Source organism: Eubacterium sp. AF15-50, from assembly GCF_934835595.1.
GTDB classification, from domain to species: Bacteria; Bacillota; Clostridia; order Lachnospirales; family Lachnospiraceae; genus Eubacterium_G; species Eubacterium_G segne.
Genome location: NZ_CAKVZL010000043.1, coordinates 1 through 16,987 on the forward strand (window position 1 = coordinate 1; position 16,987 = coordinate 16,987).

Here is a 16,987-nt window from a genome sequence, read left to right on the forward strand (position 1 = left end):
GGGTAACTACGTAGTAGGTGCTAACATTGCCGGATTTGAAAAGGTAGCAGAAGCTATGGAAGCACAGGGTGTTTGCTAATTACAATAAAATATAGTTAATTTTCCTGAATTTAACAGCTCTTTAATGGTTGCATAGAAAATCATTAAAGGGCTGTTTTTTTCTTTGACCTTATGGAGATATTATAGTAAACTAGATTAGTTGACAATAAAAATCTTCCCGTAAAATATATCTTGAACTAAAGGGAGAAGGTACTATGGGGAGAAAACAAAAAGGACGGAGTTTATTTTTTTGAATATTTCTGATAAATTGCCGCTGACCGATGGGAGGAGGCACTATATATTCCGGAAAAGATTAAAATGAAATGAGGTTAATAAAATGCAGGAAAGAGAACAATTAAAGTCCAGATTGGGATTTTTGCTTATATCGGCAGGATGTGCAATCGGAATTGGAAACGTATGGAAATTTCCTTATATGACAGGTCAGGGCGGAGGCGGAATGTTTGTTTTATTTTACATTCTGTTTTTGCTGGTTTTAGGAATACCTATTATGACTATGGAGTTTGCAGTAGGTCGTGCCAGCAGGAAAAGTCCGGTTCAGGCATATTATCAGTTAGAAAAGCCCGGAACTAAGTGGCATATACATGGTTATGTGGCACTTATAGGAAACTATCTCCTTATGATGTTTTATACCACAGTATCAGGCTGGATGTTATATTATTTCTATCTTACAGCCACAGGCAAATTTGTAGGACTTGATGCAGATGGCGTTGGCAATGTATTTAACGAAATGTTAAGTCAGCCGGGGATAATGGCATTATGTATGATAATTGTTGTGGCAGTTGGAATTTTTATATGTTCCATAGGAGTTCAAAGCGGTCTTGAAAAAGTGTCTAAGTTTATGATGGTGGCACTTCTTATTATAATGATTGTTCTTGCCGTAAACAGCTTTTTTATGAGCGGGGCAAAGGAAGGTCTTAAGTTCTTCTTAGTACCGGATGTGGCAAGAATGAAAAGCGTAGGTGTGGGAAGAACAATAGTTTTTGCCATGAATCAGGCGTTTTTTACCCTTAGTTTAGGAATTGGTGCCATGGCAATATTTGGAAGTTATATTGGAAAAGAACGTTCATTGTTAGGTGAATCCATTAATATTGCTTTTCTTGATACCTTTGTGGCAATAACATCAGGACTTATTATATTCCCTGCATGCTTTACTTTCGGAGTAGACCAGACCCAGGGACCAAGTCTTATATTTATAACACTGCCTAATATTTTTAATCATATTCCTCTTGGAAGACTGTGGGGAAGCCTATTCTTTGTATTTATGTCCTTTGCGGCATTTTCCACGGTGCTGGCAGTATTTGAAAATATAATTTGCTGTGGAATGGAGCTTAAGAATTGGAGCAGAAAGAAGTCAAGTTTTGTCAACTTTATAGCAATAACCCTGTTATCTCTTCCTTGCGTATTGGGATACAATTTGTGGCAGTGGGATGGATTTAAGGTATTTGGCGGAACAGTTTTAGATTTTGAAGATTTTCTTGTAAGTAATTTATTACTTCCGTTGGGTTCTTTAGTGTATCTTTTATTCTGTACCGGAAAAAATGGCTGGGGCTGGGATAATTACATGGCTGAAGCTAATACCGGTAAGGGATTAAAGATGAGAAATGGAATGAGATTTTATATTACATATATACTTCCGATTATAATTTTATTTATTTTTGGCTTTGGAATATATGATAAATTTTTTAGCTAGAAAGGTATGAGGATTTAATATGCAGGAAAGAGAACAACTAAAATCCAGGCTGGGATTTTTGCTATTATCGGCAGGATGTGCCATTGGAATCGGAAATGTGTGGAAATTTCCATATATGGCAGGACAGGGTGGCGGCGGAATGTTTGTATTACTGTACATTCTGTTTTTGATGATTCTTGGAATACCAATTATGACAATGGAATTTTCGGTAGGTCGTGCCAGTAAAAAAAGTCCTGTCAGGTCATTTAAACAATTGGAAAAGCCAGGGACGAAATGGCACATACATGGGTATGTTTCCTTGGGGGGAAATTATATAATCATGATGTTTTATACCACAGTAGCAGGCTGGATGTTATATTATTTTTATCTTACGGCTACAGGCAGATTTACAGGCCTTGATGCACAGGCGATTTCAGGTGTGTTTGATGATATGAAACAAAATCCCGTGGTAATGGTTACCTGTATGGTAATTGTTGTGGTAGTGGGAGTTTTTATCTGTTCAATTGGCGTACAGAATGGTCTTGAAAAAGTATCAAAGGCAATGATGACATCTTTACTTATTATAATGCTTGTTCTTGCCGTAAACAGTTTCTTTATGGATGGAGCAAAGGAAGGGTTAAGCTTTTTTCTTATACCGGATTTAGGCAGAATGAGTAGCGTAGGCATAGGAAAAACAATAGTTTATGCCATGAATCAGGCATTCTTTACTTTAAGTGTGGGAATAGGCTCTATGGCAATATTTGGAAGCTATATTGAAAAGGATCATTCATTACTTTCAGAGTCTATTAATATAGCAGCCCTTGATACCTTTGTGGCAATAACATCGGGACTTATTATATTTCCGGCATGTTTTACTTTTGGAGTAGATCAGACCCAGGGACCAAGTCTTATATTTATAACATTGCCTAATATTTTTAACCACATACCTCTTGGAAGATTGTGGGGAAGTTTATTCTTTGTATTTATGTCCTTTGCGGCATTTTCCACCGTATTGGCAGTGTTTGAAAATATAATATGCTGTGACATGGAACTGAAAAACTGGAGCAGAAAGAAATCATGCCTTTTTAATTTAGTGGCAATAACGGTTTTGTCGCTACCATGTGCTTTGGGATATAGTGTTTTGAAGTGGAAGGGATTTGAAGTGTTTGGTGGAACGGTATTGGACTTTGAGGACTTTATAGTAAGCAATATTTTACTTCCATTAGGCTCCCTTGTTTATCTGTTGTTTTGTACAAGAAATAAAGGCTGGGGCTGGGATAATTATATAGCTGAAGCTAATACAGGAAAGGGATTAAAGCTTCGTAGCAGTATGAGGTTTTACATCACATATATATTACCGCTGATAATATTATTTATATTTGGATTTGGAATATACGATAAGTTTTTCTAAGTCATGCTTTATTAGCAGGTAAACAAAAAAGGATTGCTTTTGCAATCCTTTTTTTGTTTACCTTATAAAAACCTTACGGTGTCTTTTTTGATTTTACTGAATCCTTTGTAGTTTGATTTCTAGTAGATATGGTAGCATCTTCTTTTGAAGAAGATGTTTCACCTGATCCATCAGAAGCCTTGGAAGTAGAGCCTTTGTTTCCTGAATTATAGTTATTATCATCTGAATTGATATAAGCTGAATGCCAGCTGCATTTATCAGGCTGACTGCCCTTTACAAAGTATTCTTTATGGGTTTTTGGACAAACACCTTTTATGGCAAGCTTTCCTGAAGCATTGCATATATTGTAAGCTTTAACACTTTGACCTGTAGCAAAATCCTTTGGCTTATATTTCTTTACAGTATCAATTTGATTCATGATTTTTGCCCAAAGCTTCTCGTGGTAGTTTTGAATACCTGTAAGGGCTGTATTTTCATCGTATCCTGTCCAGATGGATGCTGTAAGATATGGAGTATATCCACAGAACCATAAATCGTATGCACTTGATGTGGTTCCTGTCTTTCCGGCAGAAGGCATTCCACCTTCTAACTGACAAGGAGTACCGGTACCTTCTTTAACAACGCTTATCATAGCCTGAGTTAAAAGATAGGCGGTGGAATCCTTTAAAATGGTTTTGGCCTTAGGTGCTGTATTGTCTAATAATACGCGACCATTGCTGTCTATAACCTGTGAGTAGAATACAGGACGAATGTATTTTCCTGTATTGGCAATAGAAGCATAGGCAGCTGTCATTTCCAGATTAGTTACACCATCAGTAATACCACCAAGAGCAAGTGCCTGATGAATATCCGAAGAAACTGAACCGTCCTTTTCCACACGGTTATCTACAAGAGTAGAGATGCCGAAATTTAACAGATAATCATAGCCTAACTGAGGAGTAATGGCAGTTAATGTTTTAACGGCACATACATTCATAGATTGGGCAATAGCCTGTTTTACGGTTACGGTACCCTTATAAGTATGGTTCCAGTTCTCTACAGGACGTCCGTTAGAATAACTAAATGGCTCATCCACAATAGTAGTGGAAAGAGTGTAACCCATAGTATCAATAGCTGGAGCATAAGTAGATAAAATCTTAAAAGTTGAACCCGGCTGTCTTGTGGAAGCTGTTGCCCTGTCAAGGGAAAGACTTACATTTTTCTTTCCACGGCCACCTACAATTGCCTTAACAAAGCCTGTAGATTGGTCTAATATGGTAAAGGACACCTGAGGCTGTGGATTGTAGTACAATGTTTCGTACTGGGTATATCCGTCCTTTTCCTTTAGACCTTTTTTATAATATTTCTGTCTTAAATGTCTCTTGTAATCTCTAACGCATTGTTTAGCTTCTTCTTTAGAATTAAATAAAAGTTTAAAATTAGTTTCACCTAAAACCTTTTTATGGTAGGTCTGAATATCGCTTTCATCATAATTATCCACTGTACCATCAGGATTTTGTACTGACCATGCCCAGTTTATTGCGTATTGTATTGCATATGGGTAGTTTTCATCATTAGATAATTCAGTGTCACAGATTTTCTGTATCTGGGAATCCTGAGTAGTGTAAATCTTCAAACCACCACTGTATACCGCGTTATATGCCTGATTATATGTGTAACCTTTAGTTTTTTGAAGGTCACTCAAAACCTGTTTTACAACTTCATCAACAAAGTAGGAGTATACTTTGTCATTTTTCTTTTCAATTTTGTTATTTACTTTCTGAATACGTGAATATACATCATCCTTTAATGCTTCATTATATTCAGCTTCAGTAAGATGTCCTGCATCAAACATATTCTTTAAAATAATTTCACGCTTAGTCTGATTTTTTTCAGGATTAGTAATTGGGTTATAAACCTCAGGACTGGAAGTTGTAGCTGCCAAAACAGCTGCTTCCGATACTGTCAGCTTACTTACATCCTTGTTAAAATACCTTAAGGAAGCTGCCTGTACACCAAGGGTATTTGCCCCAAGGTTAATGGTATTTAAGTATGTTTCCAAAATAGTTTCCTTTGACGTAACCTTTTCAAGCTGAACAGCAAGATACTGTTCCTGAATCTTACGTTTTAAGGATGAAAGAAATGCACTTTCAGATGTCCAGTTGGTAAAAACATTATTTTTAAGTACCTGCTGAGTTATGGTGCTGGCACCTTCTGATGGGTTAAGGGTAGTCACTGCAATTAAGGCAGCTCGTCCTATACCCTGAATGTCAATACCGTTGTGCTCATAAAATCTTGCATCTTCAGTATCAATAAATGCCCATCTTAAATAGGTAGGAACCTGATCTAAAGAAACCTTAATACGGTTAGAACCACTGGTTATTAATTTGGCAATTTCTTTATTATCTGAATTATACACAGTAGTGGAATAAGATGACGGAACAATTGAAACATCATCTATTGAAGGTGCACTTTTAATAATGCCGTGAACAATTCCTAAAAGCAGAAATCCCACCGTTATAATAAGAAGTAATATAATATATAGAAAAATTTTCAATAGTGAAACAAGTGATTTAGACATTACTTTCCGTTGTACGGAAACTAAGTCTTTTTGCTTGTTGATTGTTTCTTTATATCCGAAATTCATTTTATGTCCTCCTAAATGTAATGCCCCCTCCTAGCAGTGGGCGGCAAATCGTCGGAATCCCTTCCTTCTCAAGCAATTATAACAAAAGGATGGAATTTAATAAAGGGGAAAAATGTCGCAACATAGAAAGTTCATTCTTCATAATGGGCATTAAATATGATATAGTAGAAACGAGGTGGCATTAAATGGATAAATATTATATTGTAAGTAAAGGCGGAGAAGGGGAAATAACTGAAAAAAAATCCCGGTTTATTGCTCATGTTTTGCCTGTGGAAAGTGAAGAGGAAGCAATTTTACAAATAGAAAACATTAAGAAAAAATATTGGGATGCAAGACATAACTGCTTTGCATTTATAATGGGAAAGAACAACGAAATACAAAGATTTAGTGATGATGGTGAACCTCAGGGAACAGCAGGAAAGCCTATACTTGAGGTGCTTATGGGAGAAAACTTAAGGAATACTCTGATAGTGGTAACTAGGTATTTTGGAGGAACCCTTCTTGGAACAGGAGGGCTGGTAAGGGCCTACGGCTTATCATCTAAAGAAGGGCTTAAAAACTCGGTTATAAAAGAAGTTTGTCCGGGAGTGAATTTCTCGGTTACAACAGATTATAATTCCATTGGAAAAATAAAATATATTATGAGTCAGTTTGATATGGAAGAAACAGAGGAATATGGGGCAGATGTAACCATTAACATTGTTATGGGAAAAAGTGATTTTGAAAATTTTAAAAAAAAGGTTGTAGATACTACCAGTGATAAGGCAGTGTGGAGCGAAATTAAAGAGGCACCATTTTATATGGAGATGCCATAAAAAGGACGTCATTAGTGAAAAATAGTGCGTTGGGGACTTAATATAAACTGTTTTTATTGAAAAAAATTTTCAGTGTGATACAATCGAAAAGATGTATGTGAATAATCAAAGGAGAAATATTAAAAAATGATTAGAGAAGATATAAGAAATATTGCCATAATTGCTCACGTTGACCATGGAAAAACTACATTGGTTGATGAATTGTTAAAACAGAGTGGTGTATTTAGAGAGAATCAGGAAGTAGCTGAAAGAGTAATGGATTCTAATGATATTGAAAGAGAAAGAGGAATCACTATTCTGTCAAAAAATACTGCGGTTACTTATAAGAACACAAAAATAAACATTATTGATACACCGGGACATGCTGATTTCGGAGGAGAAGTTGAGCGTGTACTTAAAATGGTAAATGGTGTTATTTTAGTTGTAGATGCTTTTGAAGGTGCTATGCCTCAAACAAGATTTGTTCTTAAAAAGGCTTTAGAGCTTAGTCTTCCTGTAATTGTCTGCATTAATAAAATTGACAGACCTGAGGCAAGACCTGAGGCAGTTATAGATGAAGTATTAGAATTATTTATTGAATTAGATGCTAATGAAGACCAGTTAGAATGTCCTTTTGTGTTTGCATCAGCTAAGCAGGGAATTGCTAAGCTAAATATGGAAGATGAAGGCGTTGATATGAAGCCTTTGTTTGAGACAATTATTGATTATATTCCTGCACCGGAAGGAGACCCGGAGGCAGATACTCAGGTACTTATCAGTACAATTGACTATAATGAATACGTTGGACGTATCGGCGTTGGTAAAGTGGATAATGGTACAATTAAGGTAAATCAGGATGTAACATTAGTAAACTATCATGACCCTTCAAATACAAAGAGAGTAAAAATCAGTAAACTTTATGAATTTGAGGGATTACAGAAAAAAGAAGTAAAGGAAGCTACAGTTGGTGCTATAGTGGCAATTTCAGGTATTGCAGATATAAGTATAGGAGATACAATTTGTTCATTAGACAACCCACAGCCTATACCATTCCAGAAAATATCAGAACCAACCATTTCCATGAATTTTATGGTAAATGACAGCCCGCTTGCAGGTCAGGAAGGTAAGTTTGTAACATCACGTCACATAAGAGACAGACTTATGCGTGAATTAAATACTGACGTATCTCTTAGGGTAGAAGAAACTGAAGATATGAATACATTCAAGGTTTCAGGACGTGGAGAACTTCATTTATCGGTTCTTATTGAAAACATGAGAAGAGAAGGTTATGAATTTGCCGTAAGTAAAGCAGAGGTTATCTATAAGGAAGATGAACGTGGTAAGAAGTTAGAACCTATGGAAATCTGCTATATTGATGTTCCTGATGAATTTTCAGGTGCAATTATACAGAAATTAAGCAACAGAAAAGGTGAACTTCAGGGAATGGCTCCTACAGGAGACGGTTATACAAGATTAGAATTCTCAATTCCTTCCCGTGGACTTATTGGATACAGAGGAGAATTTATGACAGATACTAAGGGAAATGGTGTCATAAATACTGTATTTGATGATTATGGTCCATATAAAGGGGACATTCAGTACAGAAAACAGGGCTCACTTATTGCTTTTGAAGCAGGTGAAGCCATAACATATGGTCTTTTCAATGCCCAGGAGCGTGGAACATTATTTATCGGACCGGGAGAAAAGGTTTACTCAGGAATGGTTGTAGGACAGACAGGCAGGGCAGAAGATATTGAAGTTAATGTTTGTAAAACCAAACATCTTTCAAATACAAGAACGTCAAGTTCTGATGAAGCATTAAGACTTGTTCCAAAGAAAGTTTTAAGCTTAGAGCAGGCGTTGGAGTTTATTGACACAGACGAATTGTTGGAAATAACACCTGAAAGTCTTAGAATAAGAAAGAAAATATTAGATCCTACATTGAGAAAGAGAGCAAACATAAGGAAGCAGAATGGAAATTAAAGAGATATTAAAAAAGGTTGACCATACTTTATTAAAGCAGGATGCAACATGGGAACAGATTAAGCAGATTTGCGACGAGGGAATAGAGTATTCCACAGCGTCTGTGTGTATTCCACCTTCTTTTGTTAAAAAAGCGGCAGAATATGTTGAAGGGAAAATACCTGTATGTACGGTAATCGGATTTCCTAACGGATATAACACAACAGACATAAAGTGTGCTGAAGCCATGGATGCCGTAAAAAATGGTGCATCTGAAATTGATATGGTTATTAATTTAGGATGGGTTAAGGAAAAAAATTACGATGCAATATTTAGCGAAATAAATAAAGTTAAAGATGCATGTGATGGAAGATTACTTAAAGTAATTGTTGAAACGGCTCTTTTAACTGATGAAGAAAAAGTTAAAATGACAGAAGTGGTGTCAATGTCTAAGGCAGACTTTATAAAAACTTCTACAGGATTTTCAATTAGGGGTGCATCTTTTGAAGATGTGGAAATTTTTAATAAAAATATTTCTAATAATACCCATATAAAAGCTGCAGGAGGAATAGCTTCATTAGAAGATGCCGAAAAATTCCTTAATTTAGGGGCAGACAGGTTAGGAACCAGCAAAATTATCGGATTAATTAAATAAAAATATTTTTTTGAAGAGAAGAATTAGATAAGGCAATTACTTAATTCTTCTCTTTTTTTACCAAAATTTTAATATAAATAGCACAAAAAAACAACAAAATAAAAAAAGTTTTTGTAAATAATGTACAAAAATCTGTTGACTTAACACACAAAAGTATATATTATTGTTAATGAAAAGTATGTATACTAAAAAAATACATACAAATCACACTATTCCATTATTTTTTTAGGAGGGGGGCTTCTATGTTTAAAAAGAAGTTTTTATCAGTTTTAATGTCATGTATGATGGTCGTATCGTTGCTTCCAAGTGCCATAGCACCACAGCAGACGAAGGCAGCGTCTACATGGCGTAGCGTATTATACCCGGAAAATTGGACACCGGGTTATACTAACAGCAGTGGACAGTTTTTACATGACTTTTCATATGCAGGTTATGAAAGGGGAGAGAAAGACATACCTACACAAATGTCAGGATTATATGCTAATGTAGTGGATTACGGCGCAGATGCTACAGGAGCTAATGATTCTACCGGTGCCATTCAAAGTGCAATTAATGCAGTTGAAGCAGCAGGAGGGGGAACGGTGTATCTCTCGGAAGGTACATTTAAGGTTAAACCAACATCTTCAGAAAACTCAGCAGCCTTGCGTATTAAGGGAAGCAACATTCTTTTTAAGGGTGCAGGTGTTGGAAAGACATTTATAAGATGTTACGCGGAAAATATGAGATTTTGTCAGGTTATAAATATTTCTCCAAATAGTGGAACATGGAACAGCGCTGATGACGGAAAAACATATTATTTATCTCAGGATATTCCTTCTACACCAACAACTACCATTCATGTAAATGATGTAAGTAATTTTAAAGCAGGTGACTGGGTTATTATCAGAAGTGACAGAACAGCAGACTGGATTAATGAACACAGCATGTCAGGTTTTTGGTCAGCAAGTGTTAATACTACAACTATGGGAACTACATTTTATAGAAAAATAACAGGTGTTAATACATCTGCTAAAACAGTAGAAATCGATATCCCTACAAGATACTATATGAAGACCAGAGATAATGCAAGAATTTATAAAGTATCTCCAAAGCAGACTAATGTAGGACTTTGTGATTTCTCCATAGGAAACAAGGCAAACAGCAATGGAAACGGATGGGGTGAAGAAGATTACAAAATGAAAACTATACAATTTATTCCATTGCTGATATTTTGTATCAGAACAGAAAAATGAATACAGTAGCAGGACATAATTTCTTATATGAGAAAATACTTTTACCGGTAAATCCGGTATATAAGATTGTGGACTATGACTGGGGAAATATAATCGTGGGAGTATAAATACTTATAACGTATTTCCTATAATTTAAAGGCGGCCTTTAGCTATCGGGTTTTAAACCGGTAGTTAAAGGTCGTTTTGTGTTATTAGGTATTATTCCATACCGTAAATATAAAGAATAAAATATTTAAATAAAAAGGGGGTTGACAGATTAAAATGGGGTTACTATAATACAATTGTATTAATTGATATAGTACAATTGGTTCTAGGGCGATACAATATGAAAGGAAAAGGTAGTAAAATGTTAGAAACGAAAAATTTGCGAAAAATATATAAAACCAAAAAAGGTGTTTCTGTTGAAGCATTAAAAGGTATATCATTAAGATTTCCTGAAAAAGGAATGATTTTCCTGTTGGGAAAGTCCGGAAGCGGCAAGTCAACATTACTTAATCTCTTAGGAGGATTAGATAAATATGATGATGGAGAAATAATTATAAAAGGTGTTTCTTCTAAAAACTTTAAACAGAATCATTTTGATTCATACAGAAATACATATGTTGGATTTATTTTTCAGGAGTACAATGTTTTAGAAGAATTTACTGTGGGAGCTAATATAGCATTGGCAATTGAACTTCAGGGAAGAAAAGCCACAGATGAGGAAATAAGTAAAATATTAAGACAGGTAGATTTAGACGGATTTGGTGACAGAAAGCCAAATGAACTTTCAGGAGGTCAGAAGCAAAGAGTTGCAATTGCAAGAGCTTTAGTAAAAAATCCTCAGATAATTATGGCAGATGAGCCTACAGGAGCCTTGGATTCTAATACAGGAAAACAGGTTTTTGATACACTGAAAAAGCTGTCAGAGGAGAAGCTTGTAATTGTAGTTTCCCACGATAGGGAGTTTGCAGAGCAGTATGGAGACAGAATTATAGAACTGGCAGATGGAAAAGTTATTTCAGATGTAGAAAAAACAGACGGTGATGAAATTGATTTCTCCCAGGGAATTTCCTTTGAAGAGGACGGTTTTATTATATCTGAAGGATATCATCTTACAGAGGAAGACAGAATTGCAATAAATGAGTATATGGATTCTGTCAAAAAAGATGTTAAGGCAACAATAAAAGCAAAGCAGCATGTTAGCGGTAATTTCAAAAAAACAAATCAGGATGCAATTGATTATGTGGATGGAGAGTTTAAATTAATTAAATCAAAGCTTCCTGTTAAAAATTCCTTTAAAATTGGAGCAAGTGGTTTAAAACACAAGAAATTCAGACTGGTGATTACTATTTTATTGTCTTTTGTGGCATTTGGAATGTTTGCACTGGCAGATACATTTGGAACATATGACCATATTAAAACATGTACTAATTCAATATCAGATTCAAATATAAAATATGCGTCTGTATTAAAAGCTAAAAAAATGGATAACGATGGAGCTACATGGTGGGATGACTGGTCATACAAACTTACAGATGAAGATGTAGCAAAGATAAGTAAAGAAACAGGCCATGATTTCAGAGGTGTTTATATGCCTAGCGATGAAGGAATGGAAATGACAAACATAAAAGATACATCAAATCTGTCAGGAAATGAAGTCTATTGTCCATATGCAACATCAATAACAGGATTTGCTGACATTAATCAGAAAATAATTGATGAAATGGGATACAAGGTATTAGCCGGAAAACTGCCTGACGGAAGTAAGAAAGAAATAGCTATTAGTGAATATGTATATAAAACCTACGAAAAAACAGGATATTTAGAAGGCAAAAGCATTGAAAAGATTTCAGATTATAAAGATATTATAGGAAAAACAATTGAGTTAAACGGGGATAAATTTACTGTTACTGCCGTAATTGACACAAAGGTTGATTTTAACAGATATAAAACAATAGGTGACAGCATGACAGGAAAAAGTAATGCAGAAACTCTTGCCATGTATGCCTTAAGCAGAGAATTAGATGGGATAAAGGAATACAGCTTATCATGTGTAGCCATGACCGGTGACGGATATGTTGAAAGTTTAGTCAATGGTGACGGAAAGGTTATTAATGTAAATACTAATTCCATTTATATGGATGTAAGCAATAGCAGCTACGATTGTTCATCTGATGGAATGACAAAATTATCAGATGCTGACAAGTCAAAAATTACATGGGTTGATGGTGAAAAGAGTAAATTAGCAGATAATGAAATAATTGTTCCGGAAGGACAAATATACAAAAACGGTGAAGATGTAGATGCTAAGGATTTCGTTGAATATCTTAAGAATGAACCATTTTTCAACATAAGCTATTCATTAGCCAGTGAAGAGGAAAAAACAGATAAAAACTGGAAAATAGTAGGAGTAATAAAAGGAGAAGGTAAGGCAGCATATGTTGTTCCTGATAAATTCTACGAAAAAGACTGGGTTGGAGCAATTGGAACTTATAGTTTTGCAGTGTCATCAATGCCTGATAACAAGGCAGACATACAAAAACTTGTAAAGTATTGTTATACGGAAAAAGATAATGTAAAATTTAAAATGCAAAATTCAGTTACCTTTGAGTTAGATTCAGTAGATGAAATATTAAATGTATTATCAAAGGTATTCCTGTATGTGGGATTGGGATTTGCATTATTTGCGGCAATTATGTTATCAAACTTTATTGCCACAAGTATAGCTTACAAAAAGCAGGAAATTGGAATACTTAGGGCAATAGGTGCAAGAAGTAATGACGTATTTAGAATATTCTTCTCAGAGAGCTTTATTATAGCTGTTATAAACTTTGTTTTAGCAACAATAGCTGCCGGAAGCGTTACAGTATGGATAAACAGTGCTATAAGAAAAGAGATGGGAGTTTTAATAACTGTACTTAATTTCGGACCAAGACAGATTATATTACTTCTATTAATAAGCTTAGGCGTTGCAGCAGTAGCAAGCTTTATACCGGTTTATAAGATAGCATCAAAAAGACCTATAGAGGCAATAAGAAATAAATAAAAGGTATCCGCAGTTAATAAGTGGCCATTTCTTTTAGAAATGGTCACTTAAAATATATGTTGAAAAATATAATGCTATGCATTATAATAAAACTATAAATCGAACACAAACCTTATGCAACTGAACAAATTCATAATGTTAGGAGAAATAAAATGGATTATGTAACGTTTATTAAGGAAATAAATGAACAACAACAACATCCCCTTTAAATAAGGGGATTTGTAATGCAAAAGTCCTTTAAAAATGTTTAAATCAGCACTAGTAATATACAAGTAATATACAAATTTACGCGTCAATTTTATTGATTTCCTCAATTAAAATTTCTTTATCGAGATGAACGTAAACATCATCTGTTATGTTCCCGCTTGAATGTCCTAATATTTTTTGTCTGTATATCAGAGGGATACCCTGTTCTGCCATCAATGTTGAGCAGGTATGCCTACCATCATGTGGAAAACGCTTTGATAGTCCTAATTTTTCTATTGCATTATCAAAATTGTATAAAAATGTTTTATAATTATAAGAGCCTTTACCTCGAATTGCAGGAAACAAAAAAACACTATTATTGTTTTTTTCTTCGAAATATCGAATTAAGGGTTTAATTTTTTGATGAATTGGAATGGTTCTATTTGTTCCAGCCGCAGTCTTCATCCCACCAATCATATAGCTTTCTTTGAGATGAATGTTTTCTTGCTTAAGTGATAGTAGCTCTTGCGGTCTCAATCCCGAATATACTGTTATTAATATCATTTTAACAATTTCATTATTTGAATTTTCCCATAAAGTTAAAATTTCACTTCTTGAAAAAGCATTGTGAATCTTTTCTTTGTTTTCTTTATAAGTTAATTCACACAAATTTAATTCGTTTTCCCTTATAATTTTCTTTTTCCTTGCAAGCTGTAGGACGTTGTTGAGAATGGTGTGAATTTGCGTTACGTGAGCTTTGGAAAAAAATGAATAGCTGTCAAAAATTGCTTGAAGATTATTACTATCAAAAAAAGTAATCGGTTTTTTATGATAATCTTTTAACAAATTAAAATTTGAGCGGTATATTTTCATTGTTGAAGTAGACAACTTTTTGTTTGAATTTTCTTTTCGCTCATACCACTCCTCAAATAATTCTTCGAATGTTGGAACCTTTGTCGGAATTAATTTTTTGACTTCTGCAAGCTCTGCTCCATCAACCTTGTTAGCATTATAGGTAGCAAGTGCTATATGAGCATCTTTTGCTTTTTCGTGATAGCTCAAATAAGCATATTTCTGTTTTGATTTAACTTTTCCGTTCTCATCAGTAATTAACTCTCTGCTTACAGTAATCCTGACAGCATAGGGCTTACGTCTATTCTTGCCAAGGTAGACAACGCTTCCATATCCATTAGGTGCTTTCATTTCTGTTTCCTCCTGATTTTAAGTACAAAAAAGACACCCAGTCATTGACCGAATGTCTCAAATATGATATATTTAAGCAGTAACTTGTCTAGAGTTATAAATACATTACATTTGAGCTGGCCTATTAGACTGGCTCTTTTTATTTGAAAATTATTCTTTAATATCTTCTATTTTTTGCTTGTTCTTTTTATTCTTAAAAAGGCTAACTACTGCTAAGATAAGACAAATTAAGCACCAAGAAGCCCAAACTTTAAGGTCTGTGTAGCTGTCTGCAAATACAAAGCCAAAGAGAACAGCAATCCCAAATAAAACTATCAGTGCTATGTTTCCGCCATTAGTTTTTGCGTTCCTTACACTAACCGAGGTTATTCCACCTGCAAGTAGAAGAACAGCAACGATTAATCCTGCCGAACCACTAACCTCGTCATTATCTTCTAATGCATTTCCGATTCCAACAGCACATGATTGAAGTGCAACCAATGCAAACATGACGATAGAAAGTATTCCAGATACAAGTTTCCAAGTCTTCATTTTTCCTCCCTCCTTTCTACTAATTAATATACCTTTATTTTAGCTTTTTCGTCAATAAAAACTTGATAAATCGGCATAATAATTAAAAGAAAATAAAAAAACACCACTTAGACACATTCATGCTTTCAGTGGTTCAATATAATTATCAAATAAACTCGTAAAAAGGTCAAGGGGGATGTATGAAATTAAATATCAAGAAAAAAAGATTGAAAAAGAAATTGTCAATCAGGGAATTGGAAGAGCTAAGTGGGGTTAGCAGAGCAACGATAAGCCGACTGGAAAACGGAATTATCCCTAAAAGTTTGCTTGAATTAGAAGCACTGGCAAACGCTCTGGAAGTTAATATTAAAAGTTTTTTTCGGTAAATTGCCCACAACTGCGATTATCAGGTCTCATATTTGAGACACGCAAAATTGCCTATTTACAAGGCTTTTTTTCGTGGTTATACTTGTATTAAGTAAATGAAAACAAGGGGCAGGAACAAGAAAAATAACGGACTAGAAGAACATTGCTAATCGAAAAACAAACACCTAATTTTTAAATTTACTATTTACATAAGAACAAACGTTCGATATAATGAACGTATCGCTACTTTACATTAGAAAGAGAAACGGAGATGAAGCTATGGAAAAAGGCACTAAAGAATTTGACGGGGAAGAACGAAAAGCACTAATTCAAAATATTGTTAAAATGCTCGACGATATTGAAGATTTAAGAAAAGTAAGATTTTATTACAACTTTATTTTAAAAATGGAAAAGGAAGAGATTTAGTTCTCTTCCTTTTTTTCTTTATTGTACAAAAAATCAATCATATCATCAACGGATTTCTTATCATTGGTTGATAGTGACATATATCTTTTCATTCTATTGACAAATTCAATATCTTTAGAGTAATGCTGCACCTCAATTAAAAAATCAACGTTGTCATCTGAATATATAAAATCAGGTACATTTCCAGTCCTTAAATATTCTAAAGAAACACCAAAATAATCAGCTATTTTCTGCAATTTTTCATTTTTAGGTGTATATTTTCCGCTTTTCCAAGAACTAAAAGTTGATTTAGTGATACCAGTAGCTCTCACAACATCTGCGTCCTTAACACCTTTTTCATCTCTCAATTTGCAGTAAATCTCGTACATGACAATACCTCCTAAAAAAAGTTCAAAAAACTGTACAAAAAGTATTGACAAATTCAGAAAACTAAACTACAATGTAAATGTGTTCAGAAAACGGAACAGTCAATTTTATGCTTATATTTCTAACAAACTAAGTATATCAGATTTCTGAACTAAATTCAATAAAAAGTTCAGAAAGGAGGGAAGAAATGTACGATAAATATGTAAAATTAAGAGACGAAGCGGGTGTATCTGATTATAAAGTCTCTCTTGATACTGGGATTACAAAATCTACATTTTCGGCATGGAAACGTGGAGAGTATACACCTAAGTTAGACAAGATTAAAACTTTAGCCGAGTATTTCGGTGTTAGCATTGAGTATTTTTTAAGCTAGGAAAGGAGCAATAATGGAAGATAAACAGAAAATATGCGATTTGCTTTTACCTGCATTGCAGGAGACAAGAAATTTACATGACTTGGAAAAATTAACATACAACGAAGACAGTGAAACAGT

Annotated in this window: 14 protein-coding genes; 10 read left to right on the forward strand and 4 right to left on the reverse strand. The window is 34.5% G+C overall.

Annotated features, from left to right (window positions below; all coding sequences use genetic code 11):
* The first annotated feature begins 376 nt into the window (after positions 1-376).
* Positions 377-1,750, forward strand: coding sequence for a sodium-dependent transporter (locus Q5O73_RS06280; protein ID WP_302669281.1), 1,374 nt, complete (start codon positions 377-379; stop codon positions 1,748-1,750).
* A 19-nt stretch (positions 1,751-1,769) separates the two neighbouring features.
* Positions 1,770-3,140 carry a sodium-dependent transporter gene (locus Q5O73_RS06285; protein WP_302669282.1) on the forward strand — a complete coding sequence of 457 codons (1,371 nt, stop codon included), beginning with the start codon at positions 1,770-1,772 and terminating at the stop codon, positions 3,138-3,140.
* A 73-nt stretch (positions 3,141-3,213) separates the two neighbouring features.
* On the opposite strand, the gene Q5O73_RS06290 is transcribed toward Q5O73_RS06285, so the two are convergent.
* Complete coding sequence (locus Q5O73_RS06290; protein WP_302624854.1) at positions 3,214-5,766, reverse strand: transglycosylase domain-containing protein; 2,553 nt, start codon at positions 5,764-5,766, stop codon at positions 3,214-3,216.
* A gap of 185 nt (positions 5,767-5,951) precedes the next feature.
* Here Q5O73_RS06290 and Q5O73_RS06295 point away from each other — a divergent pair, with 185 nt between their 5' ends.
* The 5 genes from Q5O73_RS06295 (at position 5,952) to Q5O73_RS06315 (ending at position 13,437) form a co-directional block, all read left to right on the forward strand.
* Positions 5,952-6,581 (forward strand): YigZ family protein, encoded by a 630-nt coding sequence (locus Q5O73_RS06295; RefSeq protein ID WP_302629218.1) that lies wholly within the window; start codon positions 5,952-5,954, stop codon positions 6,579-6,581.
* A gap of 126 nt (positions 6,582-6,707) precedes the next feature.
* Entirely contained in the window at positions 6,708-8,543 is a 1,836-nt protein-coding gene (gene typA / locus Q5O73_RS06300; protein ID WP_021953864.1) for a translational GTPase TypA, read from the forward strand.
* Positions 8,533-9,177 carry a deoxyribose-phosphate aldolase gene (gene deoC / locus Q5O73_RS06305; protein ID WP_302624232.1) on the forward strand — a complete coding sequence of 215 codons (645 nt, stop codon included), beginning with the start codon at positions 8,533-8,535 and terminating at the stop codon, positions 9,175-9,177. The genes typA and deoC overlap by 11 nt, the downstream gene beginning before the upstream one ends.
* 242 nt (positions 9,178-9,419) lie before the next feature.
* Positions 9,420-10,409 carry a glycosyl hydrolase family 28-related protein gene (locus tag Q5O73_RS06310; RefSeq protein WP_302669283.1) on the forward strand — a complete coding sequence of 330 codons (990 nt, stop codon included), beginning with the start codon at positions 9,420-9,422 and terminating at the stop codon, positions 10,407-10,409.
* 325 nt (positions 10,410-10,734) lie between these two features.
* Positions 10,735-13,437: an ATP-binding cassette domain-containing protein gene (locus Q5O73_RS06315; protein WP_302629220.1), complete on the forward strand. Its 2,703-nt coding sequence runs from the start codon at positions 10,735-10,737 to the stop codon at positions 13,435-13,437.
* A 285-nt stretch (positions 13,438-13,722) separates the two neighbouring features.
* On the opposite strand, the gene Q5O73_RS06320 is transcribed toward Q5O73_RS06315, so the two are convergent.
* Positions 13,723-14,826, reverse strand: a complete 1,104-nt coding sequence (locus Q5O73_RS06320; RefSeq protein ID WP_302669284.1) for a site-specific integrase — start codon at positions 14,824-14,826, stop codon at positions 13,723-13,725.
* Positions 14,827-14,976: 150 nt separating this feature from the next.
* Entirely contained in the window at positions 14,977-15,357 is a 381-nt protein-coding gene (locus Q5O73_RS06325) for a hypothetical protein (RefSeq protein ID WP_302669285.1), read from the reverse strand.
* A 179-nt stretch (positions 15,358-15,536) separates the two neighbouring features.
* Here Q5O73_RS06325 and Q5O73_RS06330 point away from each other — a divergent pair, with 179 nt between their 5' ends.
* Together Q5O73_RS06330 and Q5O73_RS06335 are read left to right on the forward strand one after the other, a co-directional pair.
* Positions 15,537-15,722 carry a helix-turn-helix domain-containing protein gene (locus Q5O73_RS06330; protein WP_302669286.1) on the forward strand — a complete coding sequence of 62 codons (186 nt, stop codon included), beginning with the start codon at positions 15,537-15,539 and terminating at the stop codon, positions 15,720-15,722.
* Positions 15,723-15,933: 211 nt separating this feature from the next.
* Positions 15,934-16,128 carry a hypothetical protein gene (locus Q5O73_RS06335; RefSeq protein ID WP_302669287.1) on the forward strand — a complete coding sequence of 65 codons (195 nt, stop codon included), beginning with the start codon at positions 15,934-15,936 and terminating at the stop codon, positions 16,126-16,128.
* Here Q5O73_RS06335 and Q5O73_RS06340 read toward each other — a convergent pair.
* Positions 16,125-16,496: a helix-turn-helix transcriptional regulator gene (locus Q5O73_RS06340; RefSeq protein ID WP_302669288.1), complete on the reverse strand. Its 372-nt coding sequence runs from the start codon at positions 16,494-16,496 to the stop codon at positions 16,125-16,127. The genes Q5O73_RS06335 and Q5O73_RS06340 overlap by 4 nt on opposite strands.
* Before the next feature lie 185 nt (positions 16,497-16,681).
* Here Q5O73_RS06340 and Q5O73_RS06345 point away from each other — a divergent pair, with 185 nt between their 5' ends.
* Positions 16,682-16,867 carry a helix-turn-helix domain-containing protein gene (locus Q5O73_RS06345; protein ID WP_302669289.1) on the forward strand — a complete coding sequence of 62 codons (186 nt, stop codon included), beginning with the start codon at positions 16,682-16,684 and terminating at the stop codon, positions 16,865-16,867.
* Positions 16,868-16,987 lie beyond the last annotated feature (120 nt).